Source organism: Mycobacterium sp. TH-M106 (assembly GCF_057473765.1).
Map to the genome: position 1 here is coordinate 1 of NZ_JBYCLE010000120.1, position 17,565 is coordinate 17,565.

Here is a 17,565-nt window from a genome sequence, read left to right on the forward strand (position 1 = left end):
AGATGGTCGTCGTCGAACAGTGCCGAATCGGCCTTGAACCTGTGGGACACTCTCACTGGAAGTGCCTTTCTTGCGCTGGTCAGATTGTTGTGTGGTAGCTCCAATCATCCCAGCTCAGAGGGCACTTTCCTTATTCCGACACCCGATCAACAGCCAATTCATCCGTGGATCGAGGCTAAGCTTGCCGGGTGTCCGAGAACCCCTACCTGGTCGGATTGCGGCTGGCCGGAAAGAAAGTCGTCGTGGTCGGCGGCGGGTCCGTGGCCCAGCGCCGGTTGCCCCTGCTCGTCGCCAGTGGTGCGGAGGTCCACGTCGTCTCCCGTGCCGCCACCCCCGCCGTCGAGTCGATGAGCGGCGTCACGTTGTCCGTGCGGGACTACCGCGACGGGGATCTCGAGGGTGCCTGGTATGCGATTGCAGCCACCGACGACCCGCAGGTGAACGAAGCTGTCGTCGCCGAAGCGGAACGCCGTCAGATCTTCTGCGTCCGCGCCGACATCGCCGTCGAGGGGACCGCCGTCACACCGGCCTCCTTCAGCTACGCGGGACTGTCGGTGGGGGTGCTCGCCGGTGGCGAGCACCGCCGGTCTGCGGCAATCCGATCCGCGATCCGGGAGGCGCTGCAAAACGGCGTGATCACGCTGGAGAGCTCTGCGAACTCCGATGTTGTACGCGGCGGCGTCGCGCTGGTCGGGGGCGGCCCGGGGGACCCGGAACTGATCACGGTGCGCGGTCGTCGTCTGCTCGCCCAGGCCGACGTGGTGGTCGCGGACCGGTTGGCGCCGCCGGAACTTCTGGCCGAGCTGCCGCCGCACGTCGAGGTCATCGACGCTGCCAAGATCCCTTATGGGCGGGCCATGGCCCAGGAGGCGATCAACGACGTCCTGATCGACCGGGCGCGGGCCGGCAGCTTCGTGGTCCGCCTCAAAGGTGGGGATCCCTTCGTGTTCGCACGCGGCTACGAGGAGGTGCTCGCGTGCGTCGACGCCGGGATCCCGGTGACGGTGGTGCCCGGTGTGACAAGTGCCATAGGCGTACCGGCGCTGGCGGGCATCCCGGTCACCCATCGCGCGATAAATCACGAGTTTGTGGTGGTCAGCGGCCATCTGCCGCCCGGTCACCCCGAATCGTTAGTGAATTGGGACGCTGTGGCGGCATTGACGGGCACCCTTGTTTTGCTGATGGCGGTCGAACGCATCGAACTCTTCGTGGATGCCCTGTTGAAGGGCGGCCGACCTGCGGATACGCCGGTCCTTGTCGTCCAGCACGGGACGACGGCGGCTCAGCAGACGTTGCGGGCCACTCTTGTCGACACGCCAGAGAAAATCCGTGCCGAAGGTGTCCGACCTCCCGCGATCATCGTGATCGGGGCCGTCGCCGCCTTCGGGGCTTTAAACAATTCTTAAGATTACTGTAAGGTAACCCGTTATGACGGCTCTCAACGACTCGGATCGAGCGGTCCGCAATTGGACATCTGCACTCCCCGATCGTCCGGTGCCGGCGCGTGCGGCGCGTCAGGCAGAGACCGCCACCCCCCGTGCCGGGAGGTATTTACCCACCTGGTTGCCCTCTCGCCGCTTCATCGCGGCCGTTGTCGCGATCGGCGGCATGCAGTTGCTGGCGACGATGGACAGCACGGTTGCCATCGTCGCACTGCCCAAGATCCAGAATGAGCTCAGCCTGTCCGACGCGGGCCGTAGCTGGGTCATCACCGCCTACGTGCTCACCTTCGGTGGGTTGATGCTGCTCGGTGGCCGTCTCGGGGACACTATCGGGCGTAAACGTACGTTCATCGTCGGCGTCGCGTTGTTCACCATCTCGTCCGTCCTGTGCGCCGTGGCCTGGGACGATGCGACGCTGGTCATCGCCCGACTCTCCCAGGGCGTCGGGTCGGCCATCGCGTCGCCGACCGGCCTGGCGCTGGTGGCGACGACCTTCCCCAAGGGGCCGGCGCGGAACTTCGCCACCGCGGTCTTCGCCGCGATGACCGCGGTCGGGTCGGTGATGGGCCTGGTGGTCGGCGGGGCGCTGACCGAGTTGTCGTGGCGGCTGGCGTTCCTGGTGAACGTGCCGATCGGGCTGGTGATGATCTATCTGGCCCGGACCGCGCTGCGGGAGACCAACAGGGAGCGGATGAAGCTGGACGCGGCGGGGGCCATGCTGGCCACCCTGGCCTGCACGGCCGCCGTGTTCGCCTTCTCGATGGGGCCGGAGCAGGGCTGGATCTCGATCACCACCCTCGGGTCGGGCGCGGTGGCCATGGCCGCCGCTCTGGCCTTCGTCATCGTCGAGCGCACCGCCGAAAACCCCGTGGTCCCGTTCCGGCTGTTCCGCGACCGCAACCGGTCGGTCACCTTCGTCGCGATCTTCCTGGCCGGCGGCGTCATGTTCACCCTGACGGTGTTGATCGGCCTCTATGTACAGGACATCCTGGGCTACAGCGCGTTGCGCGCGGGCGTCGGCTTCATTCCGTTCGTCCTCGCGATGGGTATCGGCCTGGGCGTCTCCTCTCAGCTGGTGTCGCGGTTCTCACCGCGGATCGTGACGATCGCCGGTGGATACCTCCTGTTCCTCGCGATGCTGTACGGCTGGTGGTTCATGCATCGGGGCGCACCCTACTTTCCGAACCTGGTCATGCCGATCGTCATCGGTGGGATCGGCATCGGCATGGCCGTCGTCCCGCTGACCCTGTCGGCGATCGCGGGCGTGGGTTTCGACCAGATCGGCCCGGTGTCGGCGATGACACTGATGCTGCAGAGCCTGGGCGGGCCGCTGGTCCTGGCGGTCATCCAGGCCGTGATCACCTCGCGCACGCTGTACCTCGGCGGCTCGACAGGCCCGGTCAAGTTCATGAACGACGCCCAGTTGCGGGCTCTCGACCACGGTTACACCTACGGTCTGCTCTGGGTGGCCGGAGCCTCCATTATCGTCGGCGTGGCCGCGCTGTTCATCGGATACACCCCGGAGCAGGTTGCCCACGCGCAGGAGGTCAAGGAAGCCATGGAGGCCGGGGAGCTGTAGCTCCTGACGTTCAGTACTTTTTGACGACCGCTTGGGGAGCGGTTCGCCAGGTCCGGCCGTCGTCCCGCTGCTGACGGGGCGAGCTCGATGGTCTCGTCTTGCACCGCGCGCGGGTTGCCCGCCGGGCTGCGCCAGGCCAGAAAGGCGCTGGAATTGTGCGAGGTGTACCGGATGCGGTCATCGACCAGCAGCTGGTGGCGGGTGGCGCCCGCTGCGACACCGAGGCCGGCCGCCGCCAGTTCACCGAGCAGCGCGCGGTCCCGGCGCCCGGGGCTGTGCAGGTCGTCGGTGTCGTCGATTCCGATGAGCAGTTTCGCCCCGGCGAGCGCCCCGCCGCCGGTCACGGGTCGACCCCCAGGCGGTGGTATGGCGCGACGGGGCCGCCGCACGGCGAGCGTGCCCAAGGCGCGGAGCCGCGACTACACGAAACCGGCGCACATAAGCACTCATCCAAGGAGTCCGTACGTGAAATAATCCGTCAACCCATCGCGTCGGCCGCGGCCGCCACCGCGTCGGACCGGGGAAGGTCGCGCGCGTCGGCATCCCCGGTCGCTGATCGACCGCGGCTATCGCAACGAATTCCTGGAAACCGACGACGCGGCTGACGCCGCGCCGACAATGCCGCGTCCGCATGCAGGGTCGGAGCGTGGTGGTCAACCGGAGGGGGTCACCGGGACGCTCGCGGGGCCCGGTGAAGTTCATGGACGACGAGCGATTGCACGCCTTGCATCACGGCTACATCGGCGGCCTACTGTGGGTGGCCGGCGCGGCCGTCATCGTCGGCGCAGCGGCGGTGTTGATCGGCTACGGTCCCGGCAGAGGTCGCCACGCCCAAGAGGTCAAGGACGCGATCGAAACCACCGTCTTGCTGGCGTGCGCGATCCGCGCCGGCGCCCCGGCTGCGAATTCGTGGGCACAATTTCACTCTTTTCATGCGCCGCTGCATTCGATTCCGCATCTGCGAGTGCTGCTGTCGATTTAGGCCTGCGGCGCACAGCGCACGAGTCAGATCGGTCAGCTACGGCAGAGGTCACCCGTGCGGCGGGCATCGCTGCCGGCCTGTACCTCGCGCATTATCGGCTCCCAGAACCCTGCGGGAACCGGGTAGGGAGCATAGAAGCCGGTGCGGGTGAAGACGTCGCCGTATTTGGTGAGCAGACTTTCGGCGACGCGCTCGGGCGGGGCGACAATCGCGAACTCATGCAATAGCTCATCGGTGATCCGGCGGTTCATCTGGTCCCACGCACCGCGCTTGGATAGCGCGTTGAGCTCCTCGCCGAGATCGCTCCAGCCGTGCGCGTCAAGCACACATCGGTAGGCCGGGGTCGAGCCGTACACGGCGATCTGGCTGCGTACCGCCGCGTCGGCCGCCTGCGTGGATGCTTTGTCGGGGCCGGTCACGATGAAGGGCAGGCCGCTGATCTCGAACCCGTCGAGCGTGTCTTTGCCGGCGATCGCTCGGCCGTTGCTCAGCGCCGCCAGGGTGGTCTCGCGCAGGTAGCGCTCGGTGGTGAACGCGTGCACGGAGAAGCCGTCCGCCACCTCGCCGGCCACCTCAGTCATCCGGGCTCCAACACCGGCCAGGATGATCGGCGGGTTGCCATAGGGGTTCGGTCCCGGACTGAAAAACGGCGTCATCAGCGTGTGCGTGTAGTACTCACCGGTGAAACGCAGTGGTTCGCCGGTGGCCCAGCTGTGCCAAATCGCCCGCACGGCCAGAAGGTACTCGCGCATCCGCCGGGCTGGCGCCGACCACGGCATCGAGAACCGCTTTTCGATGTGCGGCTTGATCTGTGAGCCGACGCCGAGCTGGAACCGCCCAGCGGAGTAGAGCTGCAGATCATTGGCCACCATCGCCAGCGACATCGGATTGCGCGCGAAGGCCACCGCGATCGCGGTGCTCAGCTTTATCGTTGTGGTGCGGGTGGCGGCCACGGCTAGCACCGGGAACGGGTCGTGTGATATCTCCGGAAGGCACACGCCGTCATAGCCGTGCTGCTCGGCCCAAGCAGCTCGCTCCCAGTCGCCGGGTTCACCGAACAGCGAGTAGTGAACCTTCACGGCGAGTCCGCCGTTGCCGCGGGCGGGTTAGGTCGGGGACTGGCTGTTCGACCCAGCCGGCGCCGCCAGTCCCTGGCCCCGAGCAGCCTCGCCATTCGAGACTGGACCTTGCCCTTCCACGGGCTATACGGATACCAGAACAACTCCCTCTTCATCGCCACCCGGTCGGCAGCAATGCCTTTGGTGCGGCAATACTTTCGGATGCCATCGGGACCTCCCGCGCGCGAGCCCGGCCCCGAGTCCTTCCAACCGTGCATAGGCAGTGGGTACTGAAATACCGACATGATCGCGTTGTTGATGTTCACCGACCCGGTGTCCATCTGCTTGGCCAGCTCCATCCCCTTGGAGTGATCGCGTGTCCACACGCTGCCTGACAGCCCGTACCGGCAATCGTTGGCCTTTTGGATCGCTTCCTGTGCGTCGCGAACCTTCATCACCGGCAAGGTCGGGCCAAAGGTCTCCTCGCGCATGCAATCCATGCCATGGTCGACGTCGACCAATACGGTTGGCTCATAGAACAGTCCGTCTGTCCGCGCCTTGCCTCCGATGAGGACCTTGGCGCCTTTGCTGATCGCGTCCTGTACTTGTCGGGAGACGATTTCCAGCTGTTGCTCGCTGGCCATTGCTCCGATGTCACAGGAATAGTCGTGGCCCGCATCCATGCCCTGGCGCAGCGTGGACGTCTTGGCGACCAGCTTGCGGACGAACTCGTCGTAAACCGCGGCCTCGACGTATACCCGCTCGATTGAGATGCACGTCTGGCCGGAGTTGAAGAATCCGGCCCACACCGCGCAGTCGACTGCCCGGTCGATGTCGGCGTCCGCACACACGACCATGGCGTCCTTGCCGCCCAATTCAAGGCTGCACGGAATAAGTCGTTGTGCTGCGGCGACGGCCACCCGCCGACCGGTGTCGACCGAGCCGGTAAACATGACATAGTCGACGACATCGATTACCGCCGAGCCGGTTTCGCCGGCCCCGAACACGACATCCAACACATCGGGGGCCCCGATTTGTTTCCATCCGCCGACCGCCGCCCGCCACGCGAGCGGGGTGAGTTCGGATGGCTTCGACACCACCGCACAGCCGGCCATCAGCGCTGGCGCGATGTCCAGCAACGGCATCGCCAGTGGGTAGTTCCAGGGTGTGATCACGCCGACCAACTGGTAGGGCTCGTAGACGGTCATCAGGCGCTTGGCGATATTCGCCGGTCCGGCGGGGCGGACGTGTTCGTCGGCGAGAAACTCGGCGGCGTGCTCGATCCAGTAGTTGGCTACATCGGTCGCCAAGATCTCGATATTCGAATCACCCCATGACTTGCCGGATTCCTGCTGGACCAGTTCCAGCAATTCGTCGGCATGGTCGAGGATCCAATCCCGCCACTTGCTCACCCATCGGGCGCGCGCGTCGACTCCCATTGCCTGCCAGGCAGGTTGGGCCGACCGCAACCGCGCCGCGCTGTCGGCGACGTCGGTACGCCGCGCGGTCGGCACGCTACCAATCGCTTCGCTCGTCGCCGGGCAGGTGACGGTGATTTGGGCGGATCCTGTTAGGCCGTTGGCGTCCACGGGCGTCGTTTTCGATTTCGCGTCGGGCGGCACGCGATCACCTCCGAGATAGTTGTGGCGTTCAGAACCGGATGATGCCGCGCAGGTTGATGCCGTCACGCATGTCGGCATAACCCTGGTTGATCGCTTGCAGCGGATATTCGCGAGTGATCAGCTCGTCGAGTTTTAGCTGCCCGCTCGTGTAGAGACTGAGCATGCGAAGGATGTCGTAACGAGGATTGGAAGAGCCGAAAAGCGATCCGCGAAGCTGCTTTTCAAACAGCGTGAGGTCGGCAAGGGACATCGTCACGCTGGTGTCGGTGAGGTGCGGAGTTGCGGTCATCACAACCCGGCCCCGCTTGCCGACGAGACAAAGCGCCTGCGCTACGTAGCCCGCCTCGGCCGTGTCTGTGGTGACCACGCAAACATCGGCCATTTGCCCCTCGGTGAGATGGCTGATGACCGCGAAGGCCTCATCAACGGTTGCGGCACTGTGGGTCGCCCCGAATTCGTAGGAGCGCGCGCGTTTATATTCGACCGGGTCGAGGGCCACGATGTGAAGGGCACCAGCGATCCGGGCACCCTGCACCGCGTTGATGCCGACGCCGCCCACTCCCATCACGACCACGGTGTCACCGTCCCGCGTTTCGCCCGTGCGAACCGCACTGCCATAGCCCGTGGTGACCCCGCACCCGACCAGGGCGGCCTTGTCCAACGGGATACCCGGGTCGACCTTGACCACCGACGACGTTGGCACGACGGTGTATTCGGCAAACGTTCCCAGCAAGCACATTTGGCCCAGGTCTTGACCGCGGGCGTGGAACCGGTAGCTGCCGTCGAGTTGCGGTCCGGCAATGACCGTCGCCCCCAGCACGCAGAGATTGCCCATGCCTTTCGCGCACGGTAAGCAGCGGCCGCAGGACGGGACGAAGCTGAACACAACGGGATCGCCCGTTGCGACTTCGGTTACTCCCGGCCCGACGTCGACGACGACGCCGGCGCCTTCATGGCCGCCGATCGCGGGCAGCGCCATCGGCATATCCCCGCCGACGATGTGGTCGTCGGTCCTACACAGTCCGCTGGCGGTCATTTGCACCAACACCTCGGCCTCTTTCGGGCCGTCCAGTTCGACTTCTTCGACCTCCCATTTCTGATGACGGTCCCACAACACAGCCGCGTTTGTTTTCATGTGGTGCGCCTTTCGTCCTCGAGGGCTTGCAGCTATTCGTCCCCGTCGCGTGGATCGTCTTGTAGGCCAGTGAATAGCAACCTGGTCAGCTCCTTGCTGGCCCCGTCCACGTCCAGGGTTTCTTCTCGCATGCTGCTGTCCATTGCGAGAAACCAGGACATCCCGAAGACAGCCACGGTGGTGCGGCGTGCGTCGAAGTCGACGTGCCGCCAGGTGGGAAGGGCCTTTTGGACCAGGTTCACTATCCTGCTCAGCATGGGCTCCAGGCGGTCCCGATAGAACTTTTTCCCGACTTCCGGGTCACCGAACAGCACCGTCCCGAACAGCGGGCTCAGTTCGACCATGATGTATAAGATCTCCCGCACGAACTCCTCGGTTGTGCGCTGCTGGATGTTCTCCGCTCCGATCGCCAACTTGCGGGTCTGCTGTTCGGTGCGTTCCAGCAATTGCTCGAGCGGGTAAATCACGGCTTCGCTGAATAGCTCTTCTTTGGAACTGAAGTGCTGGTACATCAGCGCCGTATTGACTCCGGCCGCATCAGCTATATCGACGACGCGCGTCCCGCCTACACCGTTGTTGACAAATACCTTCTGAGCGGCCTCAAGGATAAGCGCACGTCGCTCAGCTTTAGGCAGCCGACGTCGCAGCGGGCTCGACATTTCTTTACCACCGATCTTCGTACCTTGCCCAACGAGCGTGAGTCAACCATGACAGCAACCTGGGCTAGCCGCGGCGCTGAGGGAAGCGCGGTCGGATTGACACTACCAACGGAAGTGTTATAAGTATACAACTATCTACTTATGGGAGGTGGCATGTCTCAGCGAGTCGCATTGGTCACGGGTGCCGGTGCGGGCGTGGGGAGGGCGGTCGCGTTGCGGTTGGCCCGGCAATGTGCGGCGGGGACGGTGCTGGTCAACGACGTGGTGAGCGAGGCGGCCGAGCGAGTGGCCGGCGAGGTGACGGAGCTGGGCGCTCGTGGCGTCCCGGCGGTAGCCGACGTTACGTCCTGGGATGCCGTTCGCGATCTGGTCGATCAACATGGCCCGATCGATGTGCTCGTCAACAATGCGGGGGTGCCCGTCGGGAGCGCTGAGCCCGCCCAGTTTGCGACATCCGAACCGGTGCAATGGGCTCCGTGGATGAAACTCAACCTTGAGGCGGTGATGTACTGCACCCGCGCAGTGCTACCCGGGATGTTGCAAAACCGCTGGGGCCGGGTGATCACGGTTATTTCCGACGCCGCTCGCGTCGGCGAAGCCGGGTTGGTTGCCTATTCCGCGGCGAAAGCGGGGGCGGCCGGGTTCATGAGAGCCGTGGCGCGGGAAGTGGGCCCCGCCGGGGTCACCTGCAACTGCGTGGCACTCGGCACCATCAAGCATGGCCGGATCGCGGAGTTCCTCACCGAGGAGATCGAACGAAAGATGTTGCGCGCCTATCCGACGTCGCGTCTGGGGACGCCCGATGACGCCGCCGGGATGATCGCTTTCCTAGCTGGCGCCGATGCCGAATGGATCACCGGGCAGACCTACCCGGTCAACGGCGGCTTCTCGATGGCGGTGTGAGCATGAGCGACCAGGCCGAATCGGTAATCGTCGCCGAGCGTGACCGCGTACTGCACATCCAACTCAATCGCCCGACCGCTGGCAACGCGCTGGACTGGGCCACGCTCGAGGGTCTGCACCGGGCCTTCACCCGCCTCAACGAGGACGAGCGCCTATGGGCCGGAGTGCTAACCGCTACCGGCGAGGCAATCTTCTGTGCGGGAGCGGATTTGAAAGCTCTGCCGCAACAGGTCGCCGAGAAGCTGAAACAGGGGATAGCCCCACCGGACACCATCATGCACGGCTTGCGGGTACAGAAGCCGTTGTTGTGCTCACTCAACGGTGATGCGTTCGGCGGCGGCGTGGAACTCGCGTTGGCATGCGATCTGCGCATCGCAGCCGACCATGTTCGGCTTTCCCTGCCGGAGGCCCGCGTCGGACTGATCCCCGCCGGCGGTGCGACGTACCGGCTGCCGCAGCTGATCGGTAGGGGACACGCCCTGCGCATGATGCTCACCGGCGAGCCCGTTTGCGCCACTGAGGCATTGGCCTGGGGGCTGGTTGACCAAGTGGTCCCGAAGGACGAGCTCGACGGGGCAATCAGTGAGTGGACCGAGATGATCTTGCGCAGCGCACCGCTGGCGGTCCAAGTCATCAAAGAGCTGGTCGATGCCGCACCGTCGATGCCTGCGACGGCCGCCCTGCAGGCGGAAGCGGCGGCCATCGCCCGGATTCAGCGCACAGCGGACGCTGCCGAAGGGTCGCGCGCGTTCCGGGAGCGCCGGGCGCCGACGTGGTGTGCCCAGTGAGCCCGTCGTTCGACCCGGAGATTCTGTTGACGGACGGTCACAGTGCGACACTGATTTCCGCGTGGTGCCCGGAGTGCGGTGCCGTGATGTTCCCCCGGCGACAGCAGTGCGTGCGTTGCGGTTCGGACACTCGCAACGGCCATCTGCCGACTACCGGTGTCGTGCAAAGTTATTGCCGTATAACGTTTCCGCTGCCCGGTGCGGAACCGCCGGTCACCTTGGTACGGGTGGAACTGAGTCCGCAGGTGATCGTCCAAGGAGTGATGGCCGGCACGGTGGAAATTGGCGATCGGGTTGCCGTGGTACCCCGTCCGATCCCGGACGGCGCCGAAACGGCCACCGGTTTCGGCTTCGCGCGGAGCGCGTCATGAGCATTCAAACACAATGCACGCCGCCAGGCCGCCCCGTCTACGTCGCGGGTGTCGGCATGACGAAATTCGCCAAAAGCCATGACGCGGCCGGCAGGAAACTCGCCGCTTCGGCCATTCGGGATGCGTTGACCGACGGGGGCATCGTGTGGTCGGAAGTCGGACTTCTGGTAGCCGGTGTTGTCGGCGGCGAAATGGGATTCGCGCCGTCCATCGTGCACGAGTTGGGCTGGACCGGGGTGCCCGCTCATGTCGTGGAGAACGCCTCGGCCACCGGCTCGGCGGCGTTCGATGACGCATATGCGGCAGTAGCCACCGGGTGCGCCTCATCCGCGGTCGCGGTGGGGTGCGGCAGTCTTGCGAGCGCCCTCGACGGTGCCGCGAACCTGCAGGGCAGAATCGACCTTGCGGCGATCTCCGGCAATAACCTGCCGCCGACGACGTTCGCCATGCTCAAGCGGCAACGTATGCACGACTACGGCGAACCCGACGACGCCGCGTTGACCGTGGTGGCCAAGAATTTGCACCATGCGAGTCTGAATCCGCTGGCACAGCGCCGCACCGCGGTGCCCGTGGCCGAACTCAAGTCCTCGCCGATGTTCGCCGAACCACTTCGCCGGGTTGAATGTTGCCCAATCGGCGACGGCGCCGCCGCCGTCGTGCTGACCGCCGAGCCGCCACAGAACGCGGCAGTGGCCGTGCGCGTCGCCGCGGCCACCTCCGGCACCGACCAATGGCACCCCGCGGCGTCGTGTGCACCAGATCCGGAAATCACGCGCCGTGTAGCGGACGCCGCCTACCGGCTCGCGGGTATCACCGCGGACGACCTCGATCTGATCGAACTTCACGACGCGTTCAGCGTGGAGGAATTGCAGTACCTTGAAGATCTTGGCGTCTGCCCACCGGGGCAGGCCGGAAAGCAAATGCTGGCCGGCAAATTCGGCCTCGGCGGCAGGGTCGCGGTCAACACCAGCGGCGGACTGATAGCGCGCGGGCACCCCGGCGGAGCCACCGGTTTGGCCCAGATCGTCGAGCTGGCGACGCAGCTGCGCGGCGCGGCCGGCGAGCGCCAGCACGGCGGCGCCAGAATCGGTCTTGCACAGATGATTGGCGCGGGCGGTTCATGCTATGTGCAGATTCTGCGACGTGAGGACGTGTCACGATGACGTCTAACACCTTCGGCGTGCACAGCGAAACCTATCCCGAGCTGATCGCGACGTTTGGCGATCGGCCCGTCGATGCGGTGGCGGTCCGAGACGACACGACAACGCTGACCTACCATGAGCTCTACCAGCGCGTCGGGTCACTGGCCGGATGGCTGTCCGATTGCGGCGTGGAACCCGGCGACACGGTGGCGCTCATGATCGCCAGCAGTGCGGAACTACTCGTCGCCCAGCTCGCCACCCAGGCCGTCGGAGCCATCGGTGCTCTAGTCAACACCAGCCTGGTCGGGCAGGCGTTGCGACACATCATCGAATTGGCGTCGCCCACCACAATTCTCGCTGACGAACCATCCGCAGCGCAGTTGAGCAGGGAATCGGTGCCATGCCACAGCACGCACGATCCCGCCGTGGCTGCTGCTCTGCGCGGCGGCTGCGATCCGACTCCTTGGCTACACGGGCGATCATGCACTGCCCACGATCCAGCGTTCATCAACTTCACTTCGGGTACCACCGGCTTCCCCAAAGGTGTTGTGCTCGAACAGCGCACCAGCGCCCGAGCGATGATAATCGGGGCCCTGCTCGGACTGAAGGACGGTACGGAATCGTTCTACATCCCGACCCCGATCTACCACGCGATGGGCTTGGCGTTGGCCTCGCTCGGTTTGCGGTTGGGCGCCACACTTGTCCTGCGCCGCCGCTTCAGTGCTCGCAACTTCTGGTCGGACATCCGAGAAAATCGCAGCACCCTGACCTACTACGTAGGCACGATGCCGCGCATGATCTTCAACCAGCCCCCGAACGCGTTGGACGCCGATCACCACCTGAAAGCCTTTCTCGGGGGCGGAATGCCGGCCGACATCTGGGCGGAGTTCGCCGCCCGATTCAACGTCAGGATCGTCGAATCCTACTCGGCCAGTGACGCCGTCGGAACCTTCAACAATTTCGGCAACGCACCCGTGGGCTCGATCGGCCAGCCCAGCCCGGACATCGAAGCGCGTCTTGTCGACGCTGACGGCAACGACGTAACCGTCGGAGAGCCCGGTGAGCTACTCGTTCGGCCCAGGCAGCCTGCCGAGGACCCAGCGGTCGTCTACTACCGGGACGACCAAGCCACCCGGGAGAAGAACGAGGGCGGGTGGGTGCACACCGGCGACCTGATGCGGACCGACGCCGCCGGTAACTACTACTACGTCGACCGGTTGCGGCACATGATCCGTCGGCGTGGAGTCAACATCGCTTCGCGCCAAATAGAGGACATCCTCGCGGCGCACCCGTCGATCACCGAGTGTGCCGCCGTCGGGGTTCCGTCCCCGCTGGGCGAAGAAGACGTCAAAATTGTGGTACGCCCGGCAGATGACACCCTCAGCGAAAGCGACGTCGCCGAGATCGCCAACGCGCACCTGCCCAAACACATGTGTCCTCGCTACGTCGAGCTGGTAGCCGAACTGCCGCTGACCATCACGCAGCGCATCAAGCAGTTCGAGCTCAAAGCAGGATGGCAGACCGCGACCACCTGGGATCTGGAAACAGCGAGCTTTCCATTTCGGGGACCGAGCGCATGAACGCGCTCTCCGACGAGCAGTGCCTGCTTCGCGACGCGATCGAGAAGTTCGTCGACACCGAGTTGATACCCCATGAGACTGAGCCGATCACCTCCGAGTTCCGGCAGCGCATCCATGCGGGGCTGCATCAGCTCGGCATCTGGGCGCTCGGTGTTCCGGAACGTTTCGGGGGAGCCGGCGGCACCCCGCTCGACCGGGTCGTGATGATCGAGCAATTGTCGCGTTCGTTGCTGGGGCCCGAACTGATCGGCCGGATGGGCGAACCGCTGTCGATCCTGTTCGCCGCGACACCCGATCAACAGCAACGGTATTTGGAGCCGGTCGTGCGAGGGGAAATGCTGGGCGCCTTCGCGCTGACCGAACCGACCGGCGGTGCCGATCCGGTGCACAACATGACAACGACGGCAGTGCCGGAGGGCAACGGGTGGATCCTGGATGGCCGAAAGTGCTTCGTCAGCATGGGCGACGTCGCGGACTACGTCGTGGTGTTCGCCCGAACCGACCGTACCGCCGGCGCCAAAGGCATCACCGCATTCATCGTCGACGCGAATACGCCCGGGTTCAGTGTGGTTCGCCGAATCCCCACGATGGGCTCGATGGCACCGGCCGAAATCGACTTTCAAGGCTGCTTTGTCCACGACGACAATCGAGTCGGTGAGCCGGGCCATGGATTCCTGCTGGCTCAACGTCTTCTGGGCACCCAGCGCCTCGAGATCGGGGCTCGTGCGACCGGCGCGTGCGAGCGCCTGATCGACCTGGCGGTCGACCACGTGAACAGTCGAGAGTCGGTCGGCGCCACTCTGGCTTCCCAGCAGGGCGTTCAGTGGATCCTCGCTGATTGCGTGCTCGATCTGGAAGCCGTTCGCAGCATCACCTACAGTGCGGCCGGTCGCGAAGGTGACGATGTCGTGGCGCAACGCATGCTCTGTTCGATTACGAAAGTATTCGGTTCCGAGGCATTGTGCCGAGTCGCCGATCGCGTGTTGCAGTTGTTCGGGGGCTGGGGATACAGCACGGAGTTCCCGGTCGAGCGCTTCTACCGTGAGGTTCGGATGTGGCGGATCGTCGAGGGCCCCAACGAAGTGCACCGCAGTCTCATCGGCCGCTTGTTGACCCACAGCGGTACCCGAGGTCTGCGCCCATAAGCCACCGCTGTTTACCAGGAAGCGCTGAAGAACAATGCTAGAGGTTCTCGACATCGGCACTGAGACGGCCACGCACGAGACGCCGCTGTTGTTCGTCCATGGCACCTCCCATGCGGCCTGGTGTTGGGACGAGCACTTCCTGCGCTATTTCTCCGAACACGGGTATCGCGCTGCCGCGGTGAACCTTCGCGGACATGGCCGCAGTCGCACGGACACGCCGATACGCAGAGTCTCGCTTGCCGATTTCGTCGAAGACCTCCGCGCATCCGTCGTAGCGATGGGCACCGCGCCGGTTCTGATCGGTCATTCGCTGGGCGGGTTTGTCATCGCCAGGTATCTGGAACGCTACGAAACGCCCGGCGCCATCCTCGTCGCATCGGCGCCGCCATACGGGTCGTGGGGGACATTATCACGAGCGTTGCGGCGCTATCCACGCCTGATGCTGAAGACGGCTCTGCGTGGGAAGCTCGGCCTTGACTTCTCTGCGCCGGCGTTGGCGCGACGATGGTTCTTCTCAAGAGACCTTCCCGAGGAACTCGTGGTGCGTTACGCGGCTTGCCTTCAAGAGGAGAGCGACCGCGCCCTGATCGACTGTCTTTTCCAACGTCGTGTGCGAGGGCGAAGATCAGTTCCCATGTTGGTGCTCGCCGCGCAGGACGACTTCGTGTTCAGCCCTCGCGACACCGCTGCCACGGCCCGCGCCTATGGGGCGGAGTGGCAGCTGATTCCGCACCTAGCTCATGACGTGATGCTGGACACCCGATGGCAGGCCGCAGCGGAAGCGATCCGCCTGTGGCTGGATCAGCATGGATTCTGAATTGCGGAGGCCAAAGGCGATGAACGAGAACGACACTGGAAACAATGAACGGGCCTCGCGATCTGATGGCCGTGGCGTGGTCGTCGGTCGCTGTTGTCAACACGGGCGAGCCGGGTTAACTGAAATGATTCCGCGGCAAACGATTCGGGGTAACGACGCGATCGCGGCCCGGCATGGGCCCGCCCGCCCCGGAATCGGGTTGGCCGGCCAACGTCTGCGGTGTGATCGGCGTCGAGTAGTAGGGGCCTCGTTCGGGAACGTCGATCCAGCCGTGCTCAGCCGCACCGTCCCGGCCGCGTTCGTCCGACTTGCCGGGCAGGAGCGTCGCCGCGGCTGGCGGTCGGGACCCGGGGTGCCGGCCACGGGTGAGCCGGCGGCAAAGCAACAGGCGTTCCCGACATCATCGAAATCCGCTTCCTCTTTGGCCCCTCGCGTGTGGCGTCGGTTCTCATGCTATGGGTGAGCGGGCCGCCACCGCACTGCGTCGGCCAAGCGGCTATGCCTCCGTGGGGTCGTTCGCTACTCGCCTGTGGCGGACAAAGATGACGACTCGCCTCAGCCGTGGTGGACCGCTGGAAGCCCGGAGTCCTTCGCCGCGCTCTGCGGAGCAGACGATGCCTGGCACGCGCCGCGACGTGTCCCGGGCCCTCATCGTGGCCCACCGAGTGTTGCGGCACATAGGCACGATCCCGGGGCGCAGTCTGGGCACGATCGGTCGCGGGGTGCTGCTGTTGGCGGCCGTGCTGCGCTACACGGTCACCGATGCCATTTCGTTGCGGCTCGGGGTCGGCGAACTGCTCGTGCAGGCATGGACGCTACTCAAAGTCACGGCCACGCCTGCGTTGCTGATGGCCATTCCGTTCGGCGCGATGGTCACCGTCGTGTCTTCTGGGCTTGTCAATCAGCTGGGGGCGACTTCCCTGCTCGGGGCGGCCAGCGGGATCGGCGTCATCCGGCAGGGAGCGCCAATCACCGCAGGGCTGTTGATGGGAGGCGCGGCGGCGTCGGCCATCGCCTCTGACTTCGGGGCGCGCGCGACCCGTGAGGAACTCGACGCGATGCGGGTAATGGGTGTCGACCCGGTGCGCCGTTTGGTGGTGCCGCGGTTTCTGGCATTGCTGTTGTTAGCTCCCGTGCTGTGCGTTTACATCGTTGTGGCGGGCACCGGCGCCGCATACATTCTGGCGGTCTCGGCCAGCGACCTGACGCCCGGAAGCTTCTGGCAGTCCTTTGGAACATTCGCGAAGGTGGTGGACATATGGTTCGCAATCGGCAAGACCATCGTCTTCGCCGCGATCGTGGCTATCGTTTCATCGCTTCGGGGGATGGAGGCAAAGGGCGGCCCGCGCGGCGTCGCTGATGCGGTGAATTCATCGGTGGTGCTGAACGTCGTCGGCATCGTTTTCGCGAACCTCGCGATAACGCAACTGCAGACGATGTTCTATCCGATGGAGGTGGCGTAGTGGTTTCGGGTAGCAGCGCGACACCGTCGACGCATCTCAGCACCCGGCTGATAACGCCGTCGGCGTGGCCCATCAGCGAGGTGCTCCGTACGGCGGGGCAGTGGGCGGTGTTCATCGCCCAGACCTTTTGGTTGCTCCCGCTGACGTTCAGCAAATACCGCCGGCAGACGCTACAGCAAATGAACGGCCTCGCGTGGGGCAGAGGGTCGCTCATCGTGGACGGCGGCGTGGTAAGCGTATTGCTGATCCTCGGGATCGCGGTCGGCGCCTCGTTGGCCGTGGAGGCATTTGCTGCCCTGGACATCATCGGCTTCGGCGCGCTGTCGGGGATCATCGCGGGGGTAGGGGCCGTTCGGGTGATCGGTCCACTCGTGGGCGGGATCGCGTTCGCCGCCCAAACGGGGTGCCGGATGACCGCCGAGATCGGCTCGATGCGCATCGCCGACGAGATCGATGCCATCGAGGCAATGGGACTCAGGCCGATACCATTCGTGGTCGGCACCCGCCTGGTCGGCGGGCTGGTGTGCGTAATCCCGGGTTACCTCCTAACGCTGGTAACGACATTCTTGACGATGGACACCGTCATCCGGATATTTCACCATCAGCCCGGCGGCACGTACAACCATTATTTCGTCGAATTCCTGACAACGAGGGATCTCTTCTATTCCGTTATCAAAGTAACGATCTACTGTGTGGCAGTGACGGTGATCCATTGCTATTACGGATACTTCGTCACGGGTGGTCCGGTCGGCGTGGGTCGAGCGTCGGGGCGTGCCGTTCGGGCAAGCCTTGTCGCGATCATGATTCTGGACTTCATAACCACGGTGGCGTTGTGGGGCCTGCAACCGGTGTTTGTGTTCAAGGGTTAGGTGTGCTGAC

15 protein-coding genes and 2 pseudogenes are annotated in these 17,565 nt (G+C 64.9%); 12 read left to right on the plus strand and 5 right to left on the minus strand.

Annotated elements, in window-relative coordinates; genetic code table 11:
• Window positions 1-188 precede the first annotated feature (188 nt).
• Both cobA and AC2VOP_RS04160 read left to right on the plus strand, forming a co-directional pair.
• Entirely contained in the window at window positions 189-1,406 is a 1,218-nt protein-coding gene (gene cobA, locus AC2VOP_RS04155) for a uroporphyrinogen-III C-methyltransferase (RefSeq protein ID WP_428900831.1), read from the plus strand.
• A 22-nt stretch (window positions 1,407-1,428) separates the two neighbouring features.
• The gene (locus tag AC2VOP_RS04160) at window positions 1,429-3,021 is read left to right on the plus strand and encodes an MFS transporter (protein ID WP_428900830.1); all 1,593 of its coding nucleotides are present in this window, start codon (window positions 1,429-1,431) and stop codon (window positions 3,019-3,021) included.
• A gap of 77 nt (window positions 3,022-3,098) precedes the next feature.
• On the opposite strand, the pseudogene AC2VOP_RS04165 reads toward AC2VOP_RS04160, so the two are convergent.
• Window positions 3,099-3,365, minus strand: a pseudogene (locus tag AC2VOP_RS04165) (hypothetical protein); the annotation flags it as partial.
• Between the two features lie 335 nt (window positions 3,366-3,700).
• Between AC2VOP_RS04165 and AC2VOP_RS04170 the strand changes: the two are divergent.
• A pseudogene (locus AC2VOP_RS04170) lies at window positions 3,701-3,877 on the plus strand (MFS transporter); the annotation flags it as partial.
• A gap of 158 nt (window positions 3,878-4,035) precedes the next feature.
• On the opposite strand, the gene AC2VOP_RS04175 reads toward AC2VOP_RS04170, so the two are convergent.
• From AC2VOP_RS04175 to AC2VOP_RS04190, 4 genes are all read right to left on the minus strand, one after another.
• Entirely contained in the window at window positions 4,036-5,082 is a 1,047-nt protein-coding gene (locus tag AC2VOP_RS04175; protein ID WP_428900829.1) for a TIGR03617 family F420-dependent LLM class oxidoreductase, read from the minus strand.
• The gene (locus AC2VOP_RS04180; protein WP_428900848.1) at window positions 5,079-6,650 is read right to left on the minus strand and encodes an aldehyde dehydrogenase family protein; all 1,572 of its coding nucleotides are present in this window, start codon (window positions 6,648-6,650) and stop codon (window positions 5,079-5,081) included. The genes AC2VOP_RS04175 and AC2VOP_RS04180 overlap by 4 nt, the downstream gene beginning before the upstream one ends.
• Before the next feature lie 61 nt (window positions 6,651-6,711).
• Window positions 6,712-7,818, minus strand: coding sequence for an NDMA-dependent alcohol dehydrogenase (locus AC2VOP_RS04185; RefSeq protein WP_428900828.1), 1,107 nt, complete (start codon window positions 7,816-7,818; stop codon window positions 6,712-6,714).
• A gap of 32 nt (window positions 7,819-7,850) precedes the next feature.
• Window positions 7,851-8,477, minus strand: a complete 627-nt coding sequence (locus tag AC2VOP_RS04190; protein WP_428900827.1) for a TetR/AcrR family transcriptional regulator — start codon at window positions 8,475-8,477, stop codon at window positions 7,851-7,853.
• Window positions 8,478-8,630: 153 nt separating this feature from the next.
• Between AC2VOP_RS04190 and AC2VOP_RS04195 the strand changes: the two genes are divergently transcribed.
• The 9 genes from AC2VOP_RS04195 to AC2VOP_RS04235 all read left to right on the plus strand — a co-directional run bounded on the left by AC2VOP_RS04195 (window position 8,631) and on the right by AC2VOP_RS04235 (window position 17,555).
• Entirely contained in the window at window positions 8,631-9,380 is a 750-nt protein-coding gene (locus tag AC2VOP_RS04195) for an SDR family NAD(P)-dependent oxidoreductase (protein WP_486959796.1), read from the plus strand.
• Window positions 9,381-9,382: 2 nt separating this feature from the next.
• Entirely contained in the window at window positions 9,383-10,168 is a 786-nt protein-coding gene (locus AC2VOP_RS04200; protein ID WP_428900825.1) for an enoyl-CoA hydratase/isomerase family protein, read from the plus strand.
• Window positions 10,165-10,539 carry a Zn-ribbon domain-containing OB-fold protein gene (locus AC2VOP_RS04205; RefSeq protein ID WP_428900824.1) on the plus strand — a complete coding sequence of 125 codons (375 nt, stop codon included), beginning with the start codon at window positions 10,165-10,167 and terminating at the stop codon, window positions 10,537-10,539. The genes AC2VOP_RS04200 and AC2VOP_RS04205 overlap by 4 nt, the downstream gene beginning before the upstream one ends.
• A complete protein-coding gene (locus AC2VOP_RS04210; RefSeq protein WP_486959797.1) occupies window positions 10,536-11,702 on the plus strand; it encodes a thiolase family protein in 1,167 nt (388 codons plus the stop codon). Before AC2VOP_RS04205 ends, AC2VOP_RS04210 begins: the two co-directional genes overlap by 4 nt.
• Window positions 11,699-13,261 (plus strand): class I adenylate-forming enzyme family protein, encoded by a 1,563-nt coding sequence (locus tag AC2VOP_RS04215; protein ID WP_428900822.1) that lies wholly within the window; start codon window positions 11,699-11,701, stop codon window positions 13,259-13,261. The genes AC2VOP_RS04210 and AC2VOP_RS04215 overlap by 4 nt, the downstream gene beginning before the upstream one ends.
• A complete protein-coding gene (locus AC2VOP_RS04220; protein WP_428900821.1) occupies window positions 13,258-14,406 on the plus strand; it encodes an acyl-CoA dehydrogenase family protein in 1,149 nt (382 codons plus the stop codon). Before AC2VOP_RS04215 ends, AC2VOP_RS04220 begins: the two co-directional genes overlap by 4 nt.
• Window positions 14,407-14,440: 34 nt before the next feature.
• Window positions 14,441-15,223 (plus strand): alpha/beta hydrolase, encoded by a 783-nt coding sequence (locus tag AC2VOP_RS04225; protein WP_428900820.1) that lies wholly within the window; start codon window positions 14,441-14,443, stop codon window positions 15,221-15,223.
• A 614-nt stretch (window positions 15,224-15,837) separates the two neighbouring features.
• Window positions 15,838-16,686 (plus strand): MlaE family ABC transporter permease, encoded by an 849-nt coding sequence (locus tag AC2VOP_RS04230; protein ID WP_428900819.1) that lies wholly within the window; start codon window positions 15,838-15,840, stop codon window positions 16,684-16,686.
• Window positions 16,687-16,793: 107 nt separating this feature from the next.
• The gene (locus AC2VOP_RS04235) at window positions 16,794-17,555 is read left to right on the plus strand and encodes an ABC transporter permease (protein ID WP_486959798.1); all 762 of its coding nucleotides are present in this window, start codon (window positions 16,794-16,796) and stop codon (window positions 17,553-17,555) included.
• Window positions 17,556-17,565: the final 10 nt, after the last annotated feature.

Coding starts and splice junctions, on each gene's coding strand:
- AC2VOP_RS04160 (WP_428900830.1), top strand. CDS start 1,429: ATGACGGCTCTCAACGACTCGGATCGAGCGGTCCGCAATTGGACATCT.
- AC2VOP_RS04185 (WP_428900828.1), bottom strand. CDS start 7,818: ATGAAAACAAACGCGGCTGTGTTGTGGGACCGTCATCAGAAATGGGAG.
- AC2VOP_RS04190 (WP_428900827.1), bottom strand. CDS start 8,477: ATGTCGAGCCCGCTGCGACGTCGGCTGCCTAAAGCTGAGCGACGTGCG.
- AC2VOP_RS04195 (WP_486959796.1), top strand. CDS start 8,631: ATGTCTCAGCGAGTCGCATTGGTCACGGGTGCCGGTGCGGGCGTGGGG.
- AC2VOP_RS04200 (WP_428900825.1), top strand. CDS start 9,383: ATGAGCGACCAGGCCGAATCGGTAATCGTCGCCGAGCGTGACCGCGTA.
- AC2VOP_RS04210 (WP_486959797.1), top strand. CDS start 10,536: ATGAGCATTCAAACACAATGCACGCCGCCAGGCCGCCCCGTCTACGTC.
- AC2VOP_RS04215 (WP_428900822.1), top strand. CDS start 11,699: ATGACGTCTAACACCTTCGGCGTGCACAGCGAAACCTATCCCGAGCTG.
- AC2VOP_RS04220 (WP_428900821.1), top strand. CDS start 13,258: ATGAACGCGCTCTCCGACGAGCAGTGCCTGCTTCGCGACGCGATCGAG.
- AC2VOP_RS04225 (WP_428900820.1), top strand. CDS start 14,441: ATGCTAGAGGTTCTCGACATCGGCACTGAGACGGCCACGCACGAGACG.
- AC2VOP_RS04230 (WP_428900819.1), top strand. CDS start 15,838: ATGCCTGGCACGCGCCGCGACGTGTCCCGGGCCCTCATCGTGGCCCAC.